General features: G+C 68.5%; 29 protein-coding genes. 27 read left to right on the top strand and 2 right to left on the bottom strand.

The window, feature by feature from the left end:
• Positions 1-110: 110 nt before the first annotated feature.
• Positions 111-299, bottom strand: coding sequence for a hypothetical protein (locus A1QA_RS0106680; RefSeq protein ID WP_154652306.1), 189 nt, complete (start codon positions 297-299; stop codon positions 111-113).
• A 44-nt stretch (positions 300-343) separates the two neighbouring features.
• Positions 344-697 carry a hypothetical protein gene (locus tag A1QA_RS13890; RefSeq protein ID WP_017178143.1) on the bottom strand — a complete coding sequence of 118 codons (354 nt, stop codon included), beginning with the start codon at positions 695-697 and terminating at the stop codon, positions 344-346.
• 150 nt (positions 698-847) lie between these two features.
• Here A1QA_RS13890 and A1QA_RS0106690 point away from each other — a divergent pair, with 150 nt between their 5' ends.
• The 27 genes from A1QA_RS0106690 (at position 848) to A1QA_RS0106825 (ending at position 14,189) form a co-directional block, all read left to right on the top strand.
• A complete protein-coding gene (locus A1QA_RS0106690; RefSeq protein ID WP_017178144.1) occupies positions 848-1,069 on the top strand; it encodes a hypothetical protein in 222 nt (73 codons plus the stop codon).
• A gap of 69 nt (positions 1,070-1,138) precedes the next feature.
• The gene (locus A1QA_RS0106695) at positions 1,139-1,435 is read left to right on the top strand and encodes a hypothetical protein (RefSeq protein WP_017178145.1); all 297 of its coding nucleotides are present in this window, start codon (positions 1,139-1,141) and stop codon (positions 1,433-1,435) included.
• Positions 1,432-1,611, top strand: a complete 180-nt coding sequence (locus tag A1QA_RS0106700) for a hypothetical protein (protein ID WP_017178146.1) — start codon at positions 1,432-1,434, stop codon at positions 1,609-1,611. The genes A1QA_RS0106695 and A1QA_RS0106700 overlap by 4 nt, the downstream gene beginning before the upstream one ends.
• A gap of 3 nt (positions 1,612-1,614) precedes the next feature.
• Positions 1,615-2,463 carry a hypothetical protein gene (locus A1QA_RS0106705; protein WP_017178147.1) on the top strand — a complete coding sequence of 283 codons (849 nt, stop codon included), beginning with the start codon at positions 1,615-1,617 and terminating at the stop codon, positions 2,461-2,463.
• A 102-nt stretch (positions 2,464-2,565) separates the two neighbouring features.
• Positions 2,566-3,015 (top strand): single-stranded DNA-binding protein, encoded by a 450-nt coding sequence (locus A1QA_RS15000; RefSeq protein WP_017178149.1) that lies wholly within the window; start codon positions 2,566-2,568, stop codon positions 3,013-3,015.
• Positions 3,016-3,028: 13 nt separating this feature from the next.
• Entirely contained in the window at positions 3,029-3,157 is a 129-nt protein-coding gene (locus A1QA_RS16685; RefSeq protein WP_017178150.1) for a hypothetical protein, read from the top strand.
• The gene (locus tag A1QA_RS0106725; RefSeq protein ID WP_017178151.1) at positions 3,154-3,351 is read left to right on the top strand and encodes a hypothetical protein; all 198 of its coding nucleotides are present in this window, start codon (positions 3,154-3,156) and stop codon (positions 3,349-3,351) included. The genes A1QA_RS16685 and A1QA_RS0106725 overlap by 4 nt, the downstream gene beginning before the upstream one ends.
• A 20-nt stretch (positions 3,352-3,371) precedes the next feature.
• Positions 3,372-3,608 carry a hypothetical protein gene (locus A1QA_RS0106730; RefSeq protein ID WP_017178152.1) on the top strand — a complete coding sequence of 79 codons (237 nt, stop codon included), beginning with the start codon at positions 3,372-3,374 and terminating at the stop codon, positions 3,606-3,608.
• Positions 3,609-3,612: 4 nt separating this feature from the next.
• Positions 3,613-3,876, top strand: a complete 264-nt coding sequence (locus A1QA_RS0106735) for a hypothetical protein (RefSeq protein WP_017178153.1) — start codon at positions 3,613-3,615, stop codon at positions 3,874-3,876.
• Between the two features lie 3 nt (positions 3,877-3,879).
• Positions 3,880-4,353 (top strand): hypothetical protein, encoded by a 474-nt coding sequence (locus tag A1QA_RS0106740; RefSeq protein WP_017178154.1) that lies wholly within the window; start codon positions 3,880-3,882, stop codon positions 4,351-4,353.
• A gap of 46 nt (positions 4,354-4,399) precedes the next feature.
• A complete protein-coding gene (locus A1QA_RS15820; RefSeq protein WP_017178155.1) occupies positions 4,400-4,564 on the top strand; it encodes a hypothetical protein in 165 nt (54 codons plus the stop codon).
• Complete coding sequence (locus tag A1QA_RS15825) at positions 4,561-4,725, top strand: hypothetical protein (RefSeq protein WP_017178156.1); 165 nt, start codon at positions 4,561-4,563, stop codon at positions 4,723-4,725. The genes A1QA_RS15820 and A1QA_RS15825 overlap by 4 nt, the downstream gene beginning before the upstream one ends.
• On the top strand, positions 4,722-4,943 hold the full coding sequence (locus tag A1QA_RS16315; protein WP_017178157.1) for a MerR family transcriptional regulator: 222 nt from the start codon (positions 4,722-4,724) through the stop codon (positions 4,941-4,943). Before A1QA_RS15825 ends, A1QA_RS16315 begins: the two co-directional genes overlap by 4 nt.
• Before the next feature lie 168 nt (positions 4,944-5,111).
• Positions 5,112-5,426, top strand: coding sequence for an HNH endonuclease (locus A1QA_RS16800; RefSeq protein ID WP_026048757.1), 315 nt, complete (start codon positions 5,112-5,114; stop codon positions 5,424-5,426).
• A gap of 117 nt (positions 5,427-5,543) precedes the next feature.
• Positions 5,544-5,855, top strand: coding sequence for a terminase small subunit (locus tag A1QA_RS0106765; protein ID WP_017178158.1), 312 nt, complete (start codon positions 5,544-5,546; stop codon positions 5,853-5,855).
• 55 nt (positions 5,856-5,910) lie between these two features.
• On the top strand, positions 5,911-7,440 hold the full coding sequence (locus A1QA_RS15835) for a terminase (RefSeq protein WP_154652307.1): 1,530 nt from the start codon (positions 5,911-5,913) through the stop codon (positions 7,438-7,440).
• Positions 7,441-7,455: 15 nt separating this feature from the next.
• Positions 7,456-7,647 (top strand): hypothetical protein, encoded by a 192-nt coding sequence (locus A1QA_RS15840; protein WP_017178160.1) that lies wholly within the window; start codon positions 7,456-7,458, stop codon positions 7,645-7,647.
• Positions 7,644-9,572 carry a phage portal protein gene (locus tag A1QA_RS15005; protein WP_017178161.1) on the top strand — a complete coding sequence of 643 codons (1,929 nt, stop codon included), beginning with the start codon at positions 7,644-7,646 and terminating at the stop codon, positions 9,570-9,572. The genes A1QA_RS15840 and A1QA_RS15005 overlap by 4 nt, the downstream gene beginning before the upstream one ends.
• A gap of 11 nt (positions 9,573-9,583) precedes the next feature.
• The gene (locus A1QA_RS16170; RefSeq protein ID WP_167320645.1) at positions 9,584-10,282 is read left to right on the top strand and encodes an HK97 family phage prohead protease; all 699 of its coding nucleotides are present in this window, start codon (positions 9,584-9,586) and stop codon (positions 10,280-10,282) included.
• Between the two features lie 3 nt (positions 10,283-10,285).
• A complete protein-coding gene (locus A1QA_RS13915) occupies positions 10,286-11,536 on the top strand; it encodes a phage major capsid protein (protein ID WP_017178163.1) in 1,251 nt (416 codons plus the stop codon).
• On the top strand, positions 11,536-11,850 hold the full coding sequence (locus A1QA_RS15010) for a hypothetical protein (RefSeq protein ID WP_017178164.1): 315 nt from the start codon (positions 11,536-11,538) through the stop codon (positions 11,848-11,850). Before A1QA_RS13915 ends, A1QA_RS15010 begins: the two co-directional genes overlap by 1 nt.
• Positions 11,851-11,881: 31 nt before the next feature.
• Positions 11,882-12,418, top strand: a complete 537-nt coding sequence (locus tag A1QA_RS15015) for a hypothetical protein (protein ID WP_154652308.1) — start codon at positions 11,882-11,884, stop codon at positions 12,416-12,418.
• 20 nt (positions 12,419-12,438) lie between these two features.
• The gene (locus tag A1QA_RS13930; protein ID WP_017178166.1) at positions 12,439-12,783 is read left to right on the top strand and encodes a hypothetical protein; all 345 of its coding nucleotides are present in this window, start codon (positions 12,439-12,441) and stop codon (positions 12,781-12,783) included.
• On the top strand, positions 12,780-13,034 hold the full coding sequence (locus tag A1QA_RS0106810) for a hypothetical protein (RefSeq protein ID WP_043508371.1): 255 nt from the start codon (positions 12,780-12,782) through the stop codon (positions 13,032-13,034). The genes A1QA_RS13930 and A1QA_RS0106810 overlap by 4 nt, the downstream gene beginning before the upstream one ends.
• A gap of 5 nt (positions 13,035-13,039) precedes the next feature.
• Complete coding sequence (locus A1QA_RS0106815) at positions 13,040-13,417, top strand: hypothetical protein (RefSeq protein WP_017178168.1); 378 nt, start codon at positions 13,040-13,042, stop codon at positions 13,415-13,417.
• Positions 13,414-13,638, top strand: a complete 225-nt coding sequence (locus tag A1QA_RS0106820; RefSeq protein ID WP_017178169.1) for a hypothetical protein — start codon at positions 13,414-13,416, stop codon at positions 13,636-13,638. Before A1QA_RS0106815 ends, A1QA_RS0106820 begins: the two co-directional genes overlap by 4 nt.
• Complete coding sequence (locus A1QA_RS0106825) at positions 13,635-14,189, top strand: phage tail tube protein (RefSeq protein ID WP_017178170.1); 555 nt, start codon at positions 13,635-13,637, stop codon at positions 14,187-14,189. Before A1QA_RS0106820 ends, A1QA_RS0106825 begins: the two co-directional genes overlap by 4 nt.
• The last annotated feature ends 10 nt before the right edge of the window (positions 14,190-14,199 follow it).

Raw genomic sequence — 14,199 nt, forward strand, 5'->3', positions numbered from 1 at the left:
TCCTTTCGGCGCGACGAGATGTAACCGGCGACGACCGGCCCCGCCGGTCCAAGACGATTAGGGGGCCGTCCCCACCCAGTGGTGGGGACGGCCCCCTAATTCGCGCGCTGCTAGGCGATGGGCGCCCGGCCCTTGTACTTCGGGTTGGGGCGCCGCAGCACCGCACGGTAGTCCGACCCCCAGAACCAGTTCTCCTTCCCCGACGTCGAGACCACCTCCCATCCCTGCGCGACCAGCTTGCTGGTCTCCTTCGACTTGCGCACCGTCACGGTCTCGTACGGCTGCTTCGACTTCCTCATGATCCCGTCTCCAATCATCATCTCGTGAGGTGGCGCGCCCCGTGTCATCGGCGCCCCGTGCCGGACTGGCCGGCCAGGGCCCCGACGTCATCGACGCGTCTGAGCAGCTCTCGCAGGAGATCGGCGTCGGACGCCCGTCGCAGCGCGTCGCGCGTGCCGACCGCGACCTCGCGCGTGTCCGCCTCGCCCTCGGTCAGGAGCCCCGACGCCACCAGCGCGGGCAGCGGGTTGGCCCCGTAGGCGCGGGCGAGCTTGACGGCGAACTCCGGGGCCGCCCCCGCTCCGCGCGCCCACCGGGTGAACGCGGACTTGTCGAAGCCGGCCCGGTCGGCGGCGGTGCTGTAGGCGTCGTCTCCGATGAGGGACCGAACGTAGCCCCACCAGGTCGTGTTGCTCATACGCGCAAGCATAGTTGCGTTGTTGCAAAATCGCAATATGGGTTGACGCAACATTCGAGTTGTGGCGCACCAACGATGGGTGTACGGTCGGACCGTGACGGGCCAACCCAACCAGCGAGTTGGCCCAACCCAACACCAAGGAGGTCCGACATGGCGCACACAGTGCGCGCCCGCACTGAGTGGGTCCAGCGGGCATGCAAGGACGCCGGGGGAGTGACCGCCTGGGCCCACGCCATCGGCGTCGACAAGAGCACCGCCTCACGGCAGCTGCGGGGCGACGCCAACGCCGGCTCCGCCTTCATCGGCGCGATCCTCGCCCACCACCCCGTCAAATTCGAGACCGCCTTCGAGGTCATCGAAACACCCGCCTGACAACCCGGACAACACAAGAAGAGCCCCCGCCCGGGATGCAGCCGGGCGAGGGCCGAGGAAGGAGAAGCAATGCACACCCCCTTCAACAACGAGCCTAGCAACGACGCGGGCTTCATCCCAGACGGCAAGGGCTGGATGGTCAACCCCGACGAAGGCGTCGCCGTCGGCCCCACCATCCCCATCGCCGGCTTCACCATCACCCCCCTCGCCGAGATCACCACCAACAAGGCCGGGATGAGTGGGACCGTCCTCAGCTTCGACATCACCGCCGCCGGCGTGCGCGGCGACAACATCGACGCCATCCGCGACCTCCTCACCCTGCTCCGCCAGAACCTCGACAACCCCGACTGGGAGGCGCACCGGTGAACCCCAAGCGCATCGAGGCGACCGCCATCACCATCGCCCTGACCGGACTGGTCGCCGCCATCATCACCAGGGCCCCCCACATCCTCCTGCCCACCGTGGCACTCCTCCTCATCACCACACTCCCCCCACTCCTCGCCACCACACGCCAGCCCAACAACACAACGGAGGTCCACTAGCCCATGCTCGCCACCAGCCAATGGCACCGAATCGCCGCCATCATCACCAGCATCCAAGGCCCCCACTGGGGACCCTTCGACCTCACCGCCGGCAACAACGAACCCCTCGTGACCCTCTACGGCCCCGCCATGGAAGCCGAGATCACGTACAGCGCTGAGGAGGACTTCTGGAACCTCAACTACTCCGACCTCACCACCGACCGAGAGTTCAACCTCCTCCGCTGCCTCGCCCCGTCCACCCTCGCTGAGGAGATCCGCAAACTCATCAAGACCAGCCTCCCCGACGACAACCCCACCACGGCAACCGGAGTCCTGCGCAAAGCGCTCGCGGACAACCACCTCCTCGGACTCGGGCACATGCGCTGCCATGGCGACGACGACCTCGCCGTCTGGCAGATCGGCGGCGAGCGGATCCGCATCGTCCTACACGGCGGCCCCACCCCCTGGCGCATCACCCGCGACTTCCTCACCGCCACAGGGGCCGTCGATCGCACGGCAAGTTGGGACCAGGACACCGGCGCGGACGCGGCGTCCCTCGCGACGACGTGCATCCAGTTGATGTACCGGCACTTCCTGGAAGACGAGGGCGTCAGCGCCGACATGGGCTGGGCCGCCCACCTCATCCGGGCCATGGCCCCCGACGCCGGCCAGAGCGTCTCCTTCGATAACGGCATCCGCCGCGCCCACCTCTCCAAGACCCGCAGCGACTCATGGATGCTCCTCCTCTTCGAGACCGGCTCCACCACGAAGACCCGGAGCTTCCACGGCACCGTCCCCTACCCCCTGACCAGTGAGGCCGCCGACTGGCTCCGCAACACCCCACGCCCCTCGGAGAAGGAGGTGGAGGCATGAGGCTCGGCGACGCCACCGACCGGGACCTTCCGGCCTGGTGCGAGACCTGTTCCCAGCACCTCGACAACAACCACGACAACGACGACGTGCAGGAGGACGACGATGAGCGTTGAGGCCACCATCACCGGCAACCTCGGGCAGGACCCCGAGACCCGCTTCACCCCGCAGGGCAAACAGGTCACCGACCTCAGCATCGCCGCGACCATGACCCGCCTCAACCGGCAGACCGGCGAGTTCGAGCAGCAGGGCGACCCACTGTGGATCCGCTGCGCCCTCTGGGACCACGACGCCCAGACCGCCGAAACCCTGACCAAGGGCGACCGCGTCACCGTCACCGGCACCCTCATCCGCCGCACCTACACGCGCCGCGACGGCACCCCCGGCGAATCCCTCGAACTCGCCCACCCCAGATTCCGAGGCGTCATCCCCCGCCGCCCACAAACCCACAACCCCAACCCCGCCGCCCACCAGACCAGCGGATGGGACACCCCGGCCCCCCACCCCCCGGCCAACGACCCATGGGGCCCCGGCAACAGCGAGCCCGCCTTCTGACAGGAGCAGACCAATGATCCCCGAAGACGACTACGACGACGCCGGCCCCGACATCGGCTACTGCCCGCACTGCGGAACCGACATGACCGGCGAACCCCCGGCCGCCCTCATCTGCCACAACTGCGACCAGGACCAACCATGACCGCCCCCACCACCACAGGACTCATCACGGCCCTCATCCTGACCGCCCTCGCGATCCTCACCGCCAGACGAGCCGCCCACCTCCACGCCGCCGAACTCGACGCCCGCGCCTCGAACACCATCACCCTCACCTTCGCCACCGGCATGAGCGCCGTCCTCCTCCTCGTCATCCTCGGCCAAACCACCCTCACCTAACCCCAGGAAACCAACCCCTCATGAACACCCTCACCACCCTCGCCAACCTCCCGCAATGGGCCTACGCCGCCACCCTCCTCACCGTCGCGGCCACGATGACCACCACCACGCTCGCCCTCGCCATCCCACTGCGCCTCTACCACCACGGCGCCCACTGGGACACCAAGACCCAGGACACCTGCGCCTCCATCATCACCGCCGCCACCGCCCTCACCGCGACCGCCCTCACCACCCTCACCATCACAACCACCCTCTGAACCGATGACCACCACCACTACGCCATGGCAGATCCTCATCAACGCCATGCGCCGCACCACCGGCCCCACCGAACCAATCACCGTCCTCTGCCGACCCACCTGGATACGCGTCATCACCTCAAGCCTGCGCACCTACACCCTCACCATCGACGACGACACCGGGAAGATCAACGCCACGCGCACCACCCCATACGCCACCACCAACCACCACTTAACAGACCCCGCCCAGGCCGTGCTCGACCTCACCCACTTCCTCGAAGGAGACTGACCAATGACCCGCATCGACATCAAAACCCTCATCATCAATGGCAGCGACCTGAAACCGGGAGACAAATACCTCACCATCGAGGACTACGACCCCAACGAACAGACACTCCCCATCCGCACCCACGGCGAAGACGAGGCCACCAGCGCATCAACCGTCCTCCTCCTCGCGCACAAGCCCGAACCGACAGCGCCAATAATCCGCATCCTCAAGGGGAAGGTCGACGGCAACCCGATCGAGCCCGGGACCCTCGCCTTCTTCACAGGCTACAGGTGCCTCGACAGTAGCAAACGCAAGTACCAGCTGTATGGGACCGACACCGTCGTCATCGCCGGCGCGTTCGACTGCGACAGCATCGACGAGTGGGAGGACATGACCGCCGTCCCGTCAAGCGACCACCCCGACATCCCCCACGAAGAAAAAGACTGCCCACTCTGCTGCCTCATCAGCTTCCTCAGCACCGTGGGTGATCAGGCATGAGCGCCAGCATCGCCATCCACGCGCACTGCGACCAGGAGAAGAAGACATGCTGACAGAAGACCAACTCGACCAGATCACCGACCACTTCAACGACGTCGCCCTCACCTTCCAACAAGAAGACCCCCTCACCTGGGACCAAACCGCCCAACTCCTCCTCGACGCCGCAGACCTCATCGCCCACGCACGACAGACCCAGGAGAACCACCGATGATCACCACCGCCTCCATCACCACCCTCGCCATCGCCGTCGCCTACCTCGCCTGGCAGCAGCACCGCAACCTCCGCAGGTTCACCGACCTCTTCCTCGCAGTCACCTTGACATCCAAGATCCTGAAGATCATCGTCGAGGAGCAGGACGAGCCCAGCGAGTGACCACCCCCCTCGTCGACACCAACGCCGCAGCCCTCGCCGCCGGGGTCACCCCCTCCACCATCCGCACCTGGGCCCACCGAGGACACCTCACCCCCCAAGGCAAGGACCCCCAGGGACGCACCCTCTACCCCCTCCACCAGGTCCTCAACCGCATCCACCCACCACACCCACCCACCAACGACACGCCCAAAACCAACCGTCAACTAGACACGAGCTAGACACCCTGCAACACTCAACCCCAGCGGGACCAGTCCGCCCAAGGACAACCCGCAGTCGCAGATGCGTCAGGGATGCGACGGGATCAAGACGAACCCCGCGAACCACACGGCCGCCACCAACCCGGCCAGGTTCGCGGGGTTCGCCGCACCCAACCAAAGGACACGCCCATGACCACACGACGCGACAGCCGAGCATGGAAGACCCTCCGAACACGCATCACCAACGACGCCAAGCAACACAACCTTCCATGCGCAATATGCGGCTTGCCCATCCACTACGGCGCGCGACCCAACCAGCCCAACGCGCCCGAAGTCGACCACATCAAGCCATGGCGCGACGCACCGCACCTCAGACTCGACCCAGCCAACCTCCGCATCACCCACTCCGCCTGCAACCGATCCCGAGGCGCCACCACCAGCACCCCCGACCTCGGCACCACCAGCCAACAGTGGGGCAGACCACACCTCAGACGTCTGACATGAGAGGGGGGTCACAATCACGGGGGTGCTGAGCGGGGCCCCGAGAGGGGCGGGCAGTGGACTCCCCCTCCCCGAGGCGATGCCCGGGGTCGCGCGGAAAAACAGTCTTAGGAGTCACTTATGACCCTCCCCGCCGACGTCTCCATGCTCGCGACCCTCGACGAGGCCCTCCAGGCCGCCGAGTGGATCACCGACGCCGACGCCGGCACGGTCGAACTGCTCCGCCGGCTCGCCGCCCGCCTGGACGACCCCGACTTCCCGGTGATCGACGGGCGCTTCGACAACGTCAGCGAGTCCCTCTTCCTCAAGACCTCGGCAGCACTCGGGCTCACGCCCGAGATGCGGGCCGTGTGGGAGAAGAAGGAGAAGAAGAACGATGCCGACGCGCTCGCGAAGTTCCGCAAGGGCACGAAGAAGCTCCACGCCGTCTGACGCGGGCGCCTACTACGACCGGTTCATCCGCAAAGCGGAGCGGGAGTGCCCCCTGGTGGAGGACGCGAGCCGGCGCGGGTTGTCCGAGCCGCGCGTGCACACTCCTCCGCTGCGCCCCCTGACGCCGTCGAGGTCGCTGGGCTACCAGGTGATCGAGTTCGCGCACGAGATCCTGGGGATCGATCTGCTGCCGTGGCAGCAGGCCCTGCTGATCCGGGCGCTGGAGCTCGCTAAGTCCGGGGATCGGCTCCGCTACCGCACGATCGTGCTGCTGGTCGGCCGGCAGAATGGCAAGTCGACGGTCGTGCAGGTGCTCACGATCTGGGCGCTGTACGCGCTCCAGGTGGGGCTGGTGATCGGCACGGCGCAGGACCTCGACGTCGCTGAGACCGTGTGGTCGGAGTGCGTGGAGATCGTCGAGTCGGTCGACGCCCTGAATGAGCAGGTCAAGGGCGTCGTGAAGGTCAACGGCAAGAAGAGCCTGGATCTCAAGGGCGGGCAGAAGTACAAGGTGAAGGCCGCGAACCGCAAGGCGGGGCGCGGGCTCTCCGGTGACCTGGTCGTCCTCGATGAGCTGCGGGAGCACACCAACTGGGATTCCTGGGGCGCGGTGACGAAGACGACGATGGCCCGTCCCAAGGCGCAGATCTGGGGCATGAGCAATGCCGGCGACGACTCGTCCGTGGTGCTGATGTCCCTGCGCAAGAAGGCGCATCTGGCGGTCGGTGACCCTGACGGGATCTGCTCGGGTGAGGCGCTGACGGCGGCGGACGGGACCCTCGGGCTGTTCGAGTGGTCGGCGCGTCCGGGGCTCCCGGTGGCGGACCGCGCCGGTTGGGCCGAGGCGAATCCCTCACTGGGGTACACGATGGCCGAGTCGACCCTGGCGTCGGCGTGCGCGACGGATCCGGAGCCGGTGTTCCGCACCGAGTGCCTGTGCCAGTGGGTCACCGGCATGGTCGAGGGCCCGTTCGGCAGTGAGGCGTGGGGTCTGTGCGAGGACGTCAACGGCGTGATCCCCGAGGGGGCACCGGTGACGTTCGGCGTGGACGTGAACTGGGACCGGGGGAGCGCATACATCGGGGTCGCCGGGTTCCGTGAGGATGGGCGCCCGCAGGTCGAGGTCGCCGCTGGTCGTCCCGGCGGGGACTGGATCGAGTGGGTGCCCGACTGGTTCGCGAGCATTGCGGATGAGGATCATCCGGTGCGCGTCGTGGTGCAGGGCAGGGGATGCCCGGCGGCGACGCTCATCCAGGCCCTGTCCGACGTCGAGGGCGTGACCGTGGTCCCGTGGCAGGGCACGGACCTGACCGTCGGCTGCGGACTGATCTACGACCGCGTCATGGCGGCCGCCGACCCGGGCGGGGCGCTGGCGCCTCTGTCCCATCGCGGGCAGGAGGTGCTGGATCTGCCGGCCAGGACCGGCGCGCAGCGCGTTTACGGGGACGGCTGGTCATGGGACCGCCGCAACTCTCCGCACAACGCGGCGCCGCTCGTGGCGGTGACCGCAGCCCTCTGGGACGTGCTGACGACCGTCCCCGAGGAGAAATCGATCTACGAGGACGGTCCAGTGGACCTCTGGTGACGAATGGAGTGCGTGATGCGCAAGGCCCTCAGGCCCTATGTGGGGCACCGCGTCGTCGTCGCCGTCGACGGGCAGACCGTCCGGGCGACCCTCCGCCAGGTCGGGCGCGACTGGATCATCCTCGCCGACTGCGAGCAGGCCGGCGGCTCCGTGCTCGACGGGCTCCTCATCGTCCCGCTCCCGTGTCCTGTGCAGGTGGTCTCGTGATCTTCCAGTCTCTTGGGGAGCTCGGTGCCTTCGCCGAGGAGCGCGGCGTGGTGAGCCTCGACGTCGCGGACCCCGGCGTCCCGCTCGTGGACTACGACGGCGGGGAGTCGATCCTCGCCTCGGCGTGGAGGACACAGCCGTCGATCCGCAAGGTCACCAGCTTCATCGCCGCCAACATCGCCAGCATTCCGCTGCACGTCTACCGGCTCGACGGCGACAACGACCGCGCCCGCGTGCGCGACGGCGCTCTCGCCGAGCTCATCGCGCGCCCCACGGACGCTCCCGGGCAGACGCAGATGCGGTTCTGGGAGCGCGTCATCCTCGACGGCCTCCTCAACGACCGCTGGGCCGTCGCCGTCGAGCAGGACAAGAGCGGGACTCGCCTGGTGCGGATCCCCCCGCGCCGCTTCCGGCTCGTCACCGACGGCCTGGACCGCATCACCGCCGTCCGTGTCACCGGCTCCGATGGGCAGGCCCGCGACCTCGACCCGGCGGGGTTCCTCCTCGACGTCGGCTACTCCCAGTCCCACGGGCGCGGCACCTCCCCGGTGGACACCCTGGCGGCGCTCCTGCGGGAGTCCGCCGAATCAGTGTCCTACCGCCGCGAGGTCATGCGCCGCGCCGCCCTGCACACAGGATGGGTGGAGCGCGAGACCCCCTGGCCGAAGAGAGAGGCCCGCGACAACTTCCTCACGAGCCTGCGCTCCTTCGAGGCGCACGCCGAGCGGGCCGGCGGCGTGATGGTCCTCGACGAGGGCATGAAGTGGCATGACCGCGAATGGCGCCCCGCCGACCTCAACGACCTTGAGGCCCGGCGCCTGACCGACGTCGAGGTCGCCACCGCCTACCACATCGCCCCCGAGATCCTCGGCGTCCGCGAAGGCACCTACTCCAACGTCGACGCCTTCCGCCAGTCCCTCTACCGCGACAACCTGGGCCCCTACATCGAGGCCTGGGAGCAGGCCCTGGCACCACTCGTGGACATCCTGGAGCCCAACTCCGGCCTCTACGTCGAGGCCCACCTCGACGCCAAGCTCCGCGGCTCCTTCGAGGACCAGGCGCGGATCCTCCAGACCTCGACCGGCGCCCCATGGCTCACCCGCAATGAGGCCCGCGCCCGCCAGAACCTGCCGGCCATCGACGGCGGGGACGACCTCATCACCCCGCTCAACGTCCTCGTGGGCGGGCAGGCCTCACCCACCGACTCCGGCACCCAGAACCAGAGCACGGCCCCCGCACCGGCCTCGAAGGCCCCCAACGGGGCCCCACTGGTCAAATCAGCCGACCTCACCGGCGGATGGGACGAGAAGGCCCAGGAGATCCTGCGCCGCTTCTTCGCCCGCCAGGCCCGCTCCGTGACCGCCTCCATCGGCCCGAAGGCCGACTGGTGGGACCAGGACCGATGGGACCGCGAACTCGGCGCCGACCTGTACCGACTCGCCGCCGCCTGCGTCGAGCAGATGGGACGCGACGCCGTCCGCTCCCTGGGCCTCGACCCCGACCAGGACTGGGACCAGGACCGCACCCTGAACTACCTCAAGGCCGTCACGGCGTCACGGGCCCGATGGGTCAACGAGACCACCCGACGACAGATCGAGGCAGCCCTCGCCGCCGAAGGCGACATCGCACAGGTGTTCACCAACGCCGAGAACCAGCGCTCGACATCGGCCGGGCGCGCGCTCGCGGCCGCCATGGCCGGATTCGCCGTCGTCGAGGCGGCCAAGCAGGCCGCCCCGGGCCGGTGCGTCAAGGAGTGGGTCACCTACGCGGACAACCCGCGCCCCTCGCATGTCGCGATGAACGGGGACATCGCCCCGGCGCACGCCCCGTTCTCCAACGGCATGCAGTGGCCCGGGGACCCCGTCGGCGGCGCCGACGAGGTCGCCGGATGCACCTGCTCCGTGAACCTCTACTACGCCCACTGAAAGGACCCATGATGCTGCGCAAGAGCATCGCCGTCGAGGTCAAGGCCACGAACGACGGGGCCGGGTTCACCGGCTACGCCTCCACCTGGACACGCGAGCCCGACGCCTACGGCGACATCGTCGCCAAGGGCGCCTTCACCCGCACCCTCAAGGAGTGGAAGGAGAAGGGCCTGCCGATCCCCGTCCTGTGGAGGCACAGGCTGGACCAGCCCGAAATGTTCATCGGCGTCGTCATCGAGGCCATCGAGGACGACCACGGGCTCAAGGTCACATGCTCCCTCGACCTCGACAACCCCACCGGCGCGCAGGTCCACCGGCTCCTCAAGGCGGGCGCCGTCGCCCAGATGAGCTTCGCCTACGACGTCGTCGAGGACGCCGTCGTCACGCTCGACGACAAGACCAAGGCACGCGAGCTGCGCGATCTCACCCTCTACGAGGTGAGCGTCGTCCCGATCGGCGCGAACCAGGACACCAGCATCGAGGACGTCAAGCACGCGCCCACCGCGCTGACCGACGACGAGATCAACACCCTGCGGGCCATCGCCGCCGAGCGGATGGCCACCACCAAGACCGCCCCCGAGGAGGGGGAAGGCGACGACAACACCCATGGCTCCGAGGCCGCCCCCGATGGCGGTAAGGCGGCACGGGTGGAGGCCGTCGCGCGACTCAACCAGCAGATCAACGCCCTCACCGGGCAGAAAGGAGCGTGACCGTTGTCCACGCTCACCGAGGCGCGCGAGGCCGCTGCTAAGGCCGCCATCGACGCCCAGAACATCATGAACGCCGCCGGCGGCGACGTCACCGACGAGCAGATCAAGGCCGTCGAGGACGCCGTCAACGAGGTCAAGGCCCTCGATGAGAAGATCGCCAAGGCCAAGGGCCTGACCGCCGCCCTCATCGGCATCGCCAAGACCCCCGAGGAGGACGCCTACGACGCCGGTGACGACTCCGGCTTCAAGAACGCCACCACGCTCGGCGACCGGTACATCAAGTCCGACGCCTACACCGAGTTCCAGAAGGCCAACCCCACCGGCCTGGGAGAGGGCACGCCCCTGTCCATGCCGCGCGTGAAGATCGGCGACATGGCCGACTTCATGGCCAACCGCAAGGCCGATGGCGACGTGCTCGGCACCCCGGTCAGCCGCCCGGCGACGCTGCGCATGCCGACCGTGGACATGGTGGACCGCCGCCCCCTGACCCTGCTCGACGTCATCGGGCGCGGGCGCATGGCCGGCGCCTTCGACTACGTGCAGATCACCAGCGTCACGAACAACGCGGCGATCGTCGCCGAGGCCACCAGCCCCAACGACGGCCTCAAGCCGACCTCGGACATGGAGACCTCGCTCGCCACCGCGTCCCCCTACACCTTCGCCGACGGCTTCACCGTCACGAACCAGCTCCTCTCCGACGCCCCCGCCTTCGCGTCCTACATGCAGACCTCCCTGGCCTACAACCTGGACACGGTCATCGAGGACAAGATCCTCAACGGCACCGGCGCCCAGGAGCCCAAGGGCATCCTGAAGACCAGCGGCGTGCAGGAGCAGACCTACACCTCCGCCGAGGGCGTCATGGACATCATCAAGGCCGTCCGCCGGGCCAAGACGAAGATCGCGCGCGTCGGCGGCACCGTCCAGGCGATCCTCCTCAACCCCGAGGACCAGGAGGAGATTGACCTCCTCCAGGACGCCGAGAAGCGCTTCTACGGGCAGGGGCCCTTCGGCATCGGCCCGAACACCCTGTGGGGCGTCCCGGTCATCACCAGCGAGAAGATCACCAAGGGCCAGGCGCTCATGGGTGACTTCAAGCAGGTCCAGCTCCTCGACCGCGAGGGCCTGTCCGTGACCGCGTTCAACCAGCACAAGGACTACGCGCAGCGCAACCTCGTGTACGTGCGCGCCGAGCTGCGGGCCGGCGTCGTCATCTGGCGCCCGAACCGCCTGGCACTGGTGAAGGCGGCCGGCTGATGAGCGACATGGTGACGATCCGGGGCATCCGGTACCGCGTCGACGAGCTCGACAAGTTCGGGCTCCGCCTCGCCGACACGGAGGAGCCCGCCGAGGACGCCGCTCCCGACACGGAGGAGCCCGCCGAGGACGCCGCTCCCGACACGGAGGAGCCCGCCGAGGACGCCGCTCCCGACACGGAGGAGCCCGCCGAGGACGCCGCTCCCGACACGGAGGAGCCCGCCGAGGACGCCGCTCCCGACACGGAGGAGCCCGCCGAGGCGAAGGACGCACCCGCCCGCGCCAACAAGGCACGTCACGCATCCAACAAGTGAGGGAACGAGGGGAGGCAGGCCGATGCCCGGCATGCTCCACGCAATGGTGACCGCCGCCGACGTGGCGATCGCCTCCGGCGGCAAGATCCGCCAGGCAGACGCCCGCCTCCCCTCCCTCATCAGGGCCGCCCAGAACGCCGTCCAGGAGTGGTGCGGCTGGCACATCGCCCCCATCATCCGGGAGACCGTCACCCTGGACGGAACCGGCGGCCACGCCCTCCAACTGCCATCGGGGCGGGTCGTCGACGTCGAGACCGTCAAGGTCAACGGCATCGAGTGGGCTCCAACCCAGTGGGGATGGAGCCGGGCCGGGATGCTGGAGTCCTACGGGCCCCCATTCCCGCGACGATTCCGGGCCGTGGAGGTCACCATGCGGCACGGATACGAGGAGGCCCCCGCAGTCGCCTCAGTCATCACGCAGGCCGTCCTGGGCGCCTGCGCATCCCCGATGGGCGCCACCAGGGAGCAGGCCGGGCAGGTCTCCGTGTCCTGGGCCCGCACCGGCCTCAAGCTCGACGGCGACGACATGACCGCGCTCGCCCCCTACCGACTCCAATCCTGGGCCTGAAGAAGGAGGGTGAGGCGTCCATGCTGCCGTCGTTCGCGTCGCAGACCGTCACCATCCTCAACCCCGGCACCCGCGTCGAGTGGGGGCAGCAGGTCGAGGACTGGACCAGCCCGGTCGAGACCGTCGAGACCTGCGTGTGGTACTCGCTGTCCGGCATCGAGACCACCGGCGGCCGCGACGTGGCCGCCGGCGGCCGCCAGGTCTTCCTGGACCCCGCCTCGACGTGCACCGCCCGCTCCCGGATCCGGTTCCCCGACGGCGGCCGCGACTGGGAGGTCATCGGCGAGCCCAGCGTCTTCGAGTCCCCACTGGGAGGACTGGACCACCTTGAGGTCCTGTGCAAGCGATGGGAGGGCAACCAATGAGCAGCACCGTGCGAGTCAGGATCAACTCCAAGGGCGCCCGCGAACTCCTCACCTCGCCGGGCGTGCAGGCGCTCCTCGACCGCAAGGCCCAGCAGATCGCCGACGCCGCCGGCACCGGCTTCGAGGTCCGCCGCCGCGACAAGCGCATCCGCCGCTACAGCGTGCAGATCCGCACCTCCACCCACGAGAGCATCGTCCGGCAGGCGGACGACAACGTCCTCATCAAGGCCCTCGACGCGGGAAGGGCCTGACAGACATGGACATCATCGACTCTCTCGTCGAGGCCCTGGCCCCGATCCTCCACGTCCCCGTCGTCGGGCAGACCTCCAACCCCCGCCCACCGAAGTGGGTGCTCATCGAGCGATCCGGCGGCATCGGCACCCTGTCCTCCGACGAGCCCATGCTCACCTTCGAGGCCTGGTCCGACATCTCCAAGAAGGACGCCAGCGACCTGGCCCAGCAGGCCCGCGACTGGGTCACCCTCACCATGCCGCCCGTCCTGCCCGGCGGCATCCGCGTCACCAGGCGCCGCGAGATCGGCGGCCCCTCCTACCAGCCGCCCACCGCATCCGGCTCCTACCGCTACCGGTGGACGGCCCTCATCAAGCACCAGCGGATCAGGGAGAACACATGAGGATGCGCATCACCGCGCCCGCCGTCGTCGACGGCGAGCCCAGAAGCATCAAGGACGTCGTGGACGTCACCGAGCCGGGCGAGATCGCCCGGCTCATTCATTACGGGCAGGCCGTCCAGGACGAGCCCGCCACCGAGACCACCGCCGGCCCCGGCGGATGGAAGCAGGAGGCCGACCCCGCAAGCGGCGAGGCCAGCGACACCACCAAGGAGACCGCATGACCTACGCCAAGCTCGACGCGACCCAGATCCTCCAGTTCGGATCCGACGACGACGCCGTCGCACTCGCACCCCTCGGCACCCAGCTGCCCACGGACCTCAGCGCGCTGACCGACCCGTGGAAAGAGGTCGGTTGGATCAACGAGGACGGGATGAAGTTCAGCCCTGACGACTCCGTCGACAAGCGCAAGGCCCACCAGGGCCACCGCGTCTACCGGACCGTCATGACCGACTCCTCGACGGACTTCGAGTTCATCGCCCTCCAGTCGAACTACCAGACCCTGTCCCTCCAGTGGAAGATCAAGAACACCGATACGCAGGGCGGGATCACGACCCACACGATGTCGAACGCACGCGACATCGACGCCTGCGCCATCGCCGTCACGGTCAAGGCCAACGGGCACACCTACGTCTACGCGTGCTCGCGGTTCGAGGTCGGTGAGCGCTCCGAGTTCACGATCAACGCCACCGACGACGCCGCCTACTCCATCAAGGGCACCTTCGCATCCGACATCATCCTCATCACGGATGACCCGAACATGAAGAAGTCCTGACAGCGATCTC

The sequence above is a fragment of the Actinomyces timonensis DSM 23838 genome (assembly GCF_000295095.1).
Lineage (GTDB): Bacteria > Actinomycetota > Actinomycetes > Actinomycetales > Actinomycetaceae > Actinomyces > Actinomyces timonensis.

What these genes read in the sequence shown, in the direction of transcription:
- A1QA_RS0106680 (WP_154652306.1), bottom strand. Translation starts at nt 299, where the DNA reads ATGAGGAAGTCGAAGCAGCCGTACGAGACCGTGACGGTGCGCAAGTCG.
- A1QA_RS13890 (WP_017178143.1), bottom strand. Translation starts at nt 697, where the DNA reads ATGAGCAACACGACCTGGTGGGGCTACGTTCGGTCCCTCATCGGAGAC.
- A1QA_RS0106690 (WP_017178144.1), top strand. Translation starts at nt 848, where the DNA reads ATGGCGCACACAGTGCGCGCCCGCACTGAGTGGGTCCAGCGGGCATGC.
- A1QA_RS0106695 (WP_017178145.1), top strand. Translation starts at nt 1,139, where the DNA reads ATGCACACCCCCTTCAACAACGAGCCTAGCAACGACGCGGGCTTCATC.
- A1QA_RS0106705 (WP_017178147.1), top strand. Translation starts at nt 1,615, where the DNA reads ATGCTCGCCACCAGCCAATGGCACCGAATCGCCGCCATCATCACCAGC.
- A1QA_RS15000 (WP_017178149.1), top strand. Translation starts at nt 2,566, where the DNA reads ATGAGCGTTGAGGCCACCATCACCGGCAACCTCGGGCAGGACCCCGAG.
- A1QA_RS16685 (WP_017178150.1), top strand. Translation starts at nt 3,029, where the DNA reads ATGATCCCCGAAGACGACTACGACGACGCCGGCCCCGACATCGGCTAC.
- A1QA_RS0106725 (WP_017178151.1), top strand. Translation starts at nt 3,154, where the DNA reads ATGACCGCCCCCACCACCACAGGACTCATCACGGCCCTCATCCTGACC.
- A1QA_RS0106730 (WP_017178152.1), top strand. Translation starts at nt 3,372, where the DNA reads ATGAACACCCTCACCACCCTCGCCAACCTCCCGCAATGGGCCTACGCC.
- A1QA_RS0106735 (WP_017178153.1), top strand. Translation starts at nt 3,613, where the DNA reads ATGACCACCACCACTACGCCATGGCAGATCCTCATCAACGCCATGCGC.
- A1QA_RS0106740 (WP_017178154.1), top strand. Translation starts at nt 3,880, where the DNA reads ATGACCCGCATCGACATCAAAACCCTCATCATCAATGGCAGCGACCTG.
- A1QA_RS15820 (WP_017178155.1), top strand. Translation starts at nt 4,400, where the DNA reads ATGCTGACAGAAGACCAACTCGACCAGATCACCGACCACTTCAACGAC.
- A1QA_RS15825 (WP_017178156.1), top strand. Translation starts at nt 4,561, where the DNA reads ATGATCACCACCGCCTCCATCACCACCCTCGCCATCGCCGTCGCCTAC.
- A1QA_RS16800 (WP_026048757.1), top strand. Translation starts at nt 5,112, where the DNA reads ATGACCACACGACGCGACAGCCGAGCATGGAAGACCCTCCGAACACGC.
- A1QA_RS0106765 (WP_017178158.1), top strand. Translation starts at nt 5,544, where the DNA reads ATGACCCTCCCCGCCGACGTCTCCATGCTCGCGACCCTCGACGAGGCC.
- A1QA_RS15840 (WP_017178160.1), top strand. Translation starts at nt 7,456, where the DNA reads ATGCGCAAGGCCCTCAGGCCCTATGTGGGGCACCGCGTCGTCGTCGCC.
- A1QA_RS16170 (WP_167320645.1), top strand. Translation starts at nt 9,584, where the DNA reads ATGCTGCGCAAGAGCATCGCCGTCGAGGTCAAGGCCACGAACGACGGG.
- A1QA_RS15010 (WP_017178164.1), top strand. Translation starts at nt 11,536, where the DNA reads ATGAGCGACATGGTGACGATCCGGGGCATCCGGTACCGCGTCGACGAG.
- A1QA_RS15015 (WP_154652308.1), top strand. Translation starts at nt 11,882, where the DNA reads ATGCTCCACGCAATGGTGACCGCCGCCGACGTGGCGATCGCCTCCGGC.
- A1QA_RS13930 (WP_017178166.1), top strand. Translation starts at nt 12,439, where the DNA reads ATGCTGCCGTCGTTCGCGTCGCAGACCGTCACCATCCTCAACCCCGGC.
- A1QA_RS0106810 (WP_043508371.1), top strand. Translation starts at nt 12,780, where the DNA reads ATGAGCAGCACCGTGCGAGTCAGGATCAACTCCAAGGGCGCCCGCGAA.
- A1QA_RS0106815 (WP_017178168.1), top strand. Translation starts at nt 13,040, where the DNA reads ATGGACATCATCGACTCTCTCGTCGAGGCCCTGGCCCCGATCCTCCAC.
- A1QA_RS0106820 (WP_017178169.1), top strand. Translation starts at nt 13,414, where the DNA reads ATGAGGATGCGCATCACCGCGCCCGCCGTCGTCGACGGCGAGCCCAGA.
- A1QA_RS0106825 (WP_017178170.1), top strand. Translation starts at nt 13,635, where the DNA reads ATGACCTACGCCAAGCTCGACGCGACCCAGATCCTCCAGTTCGGATCC.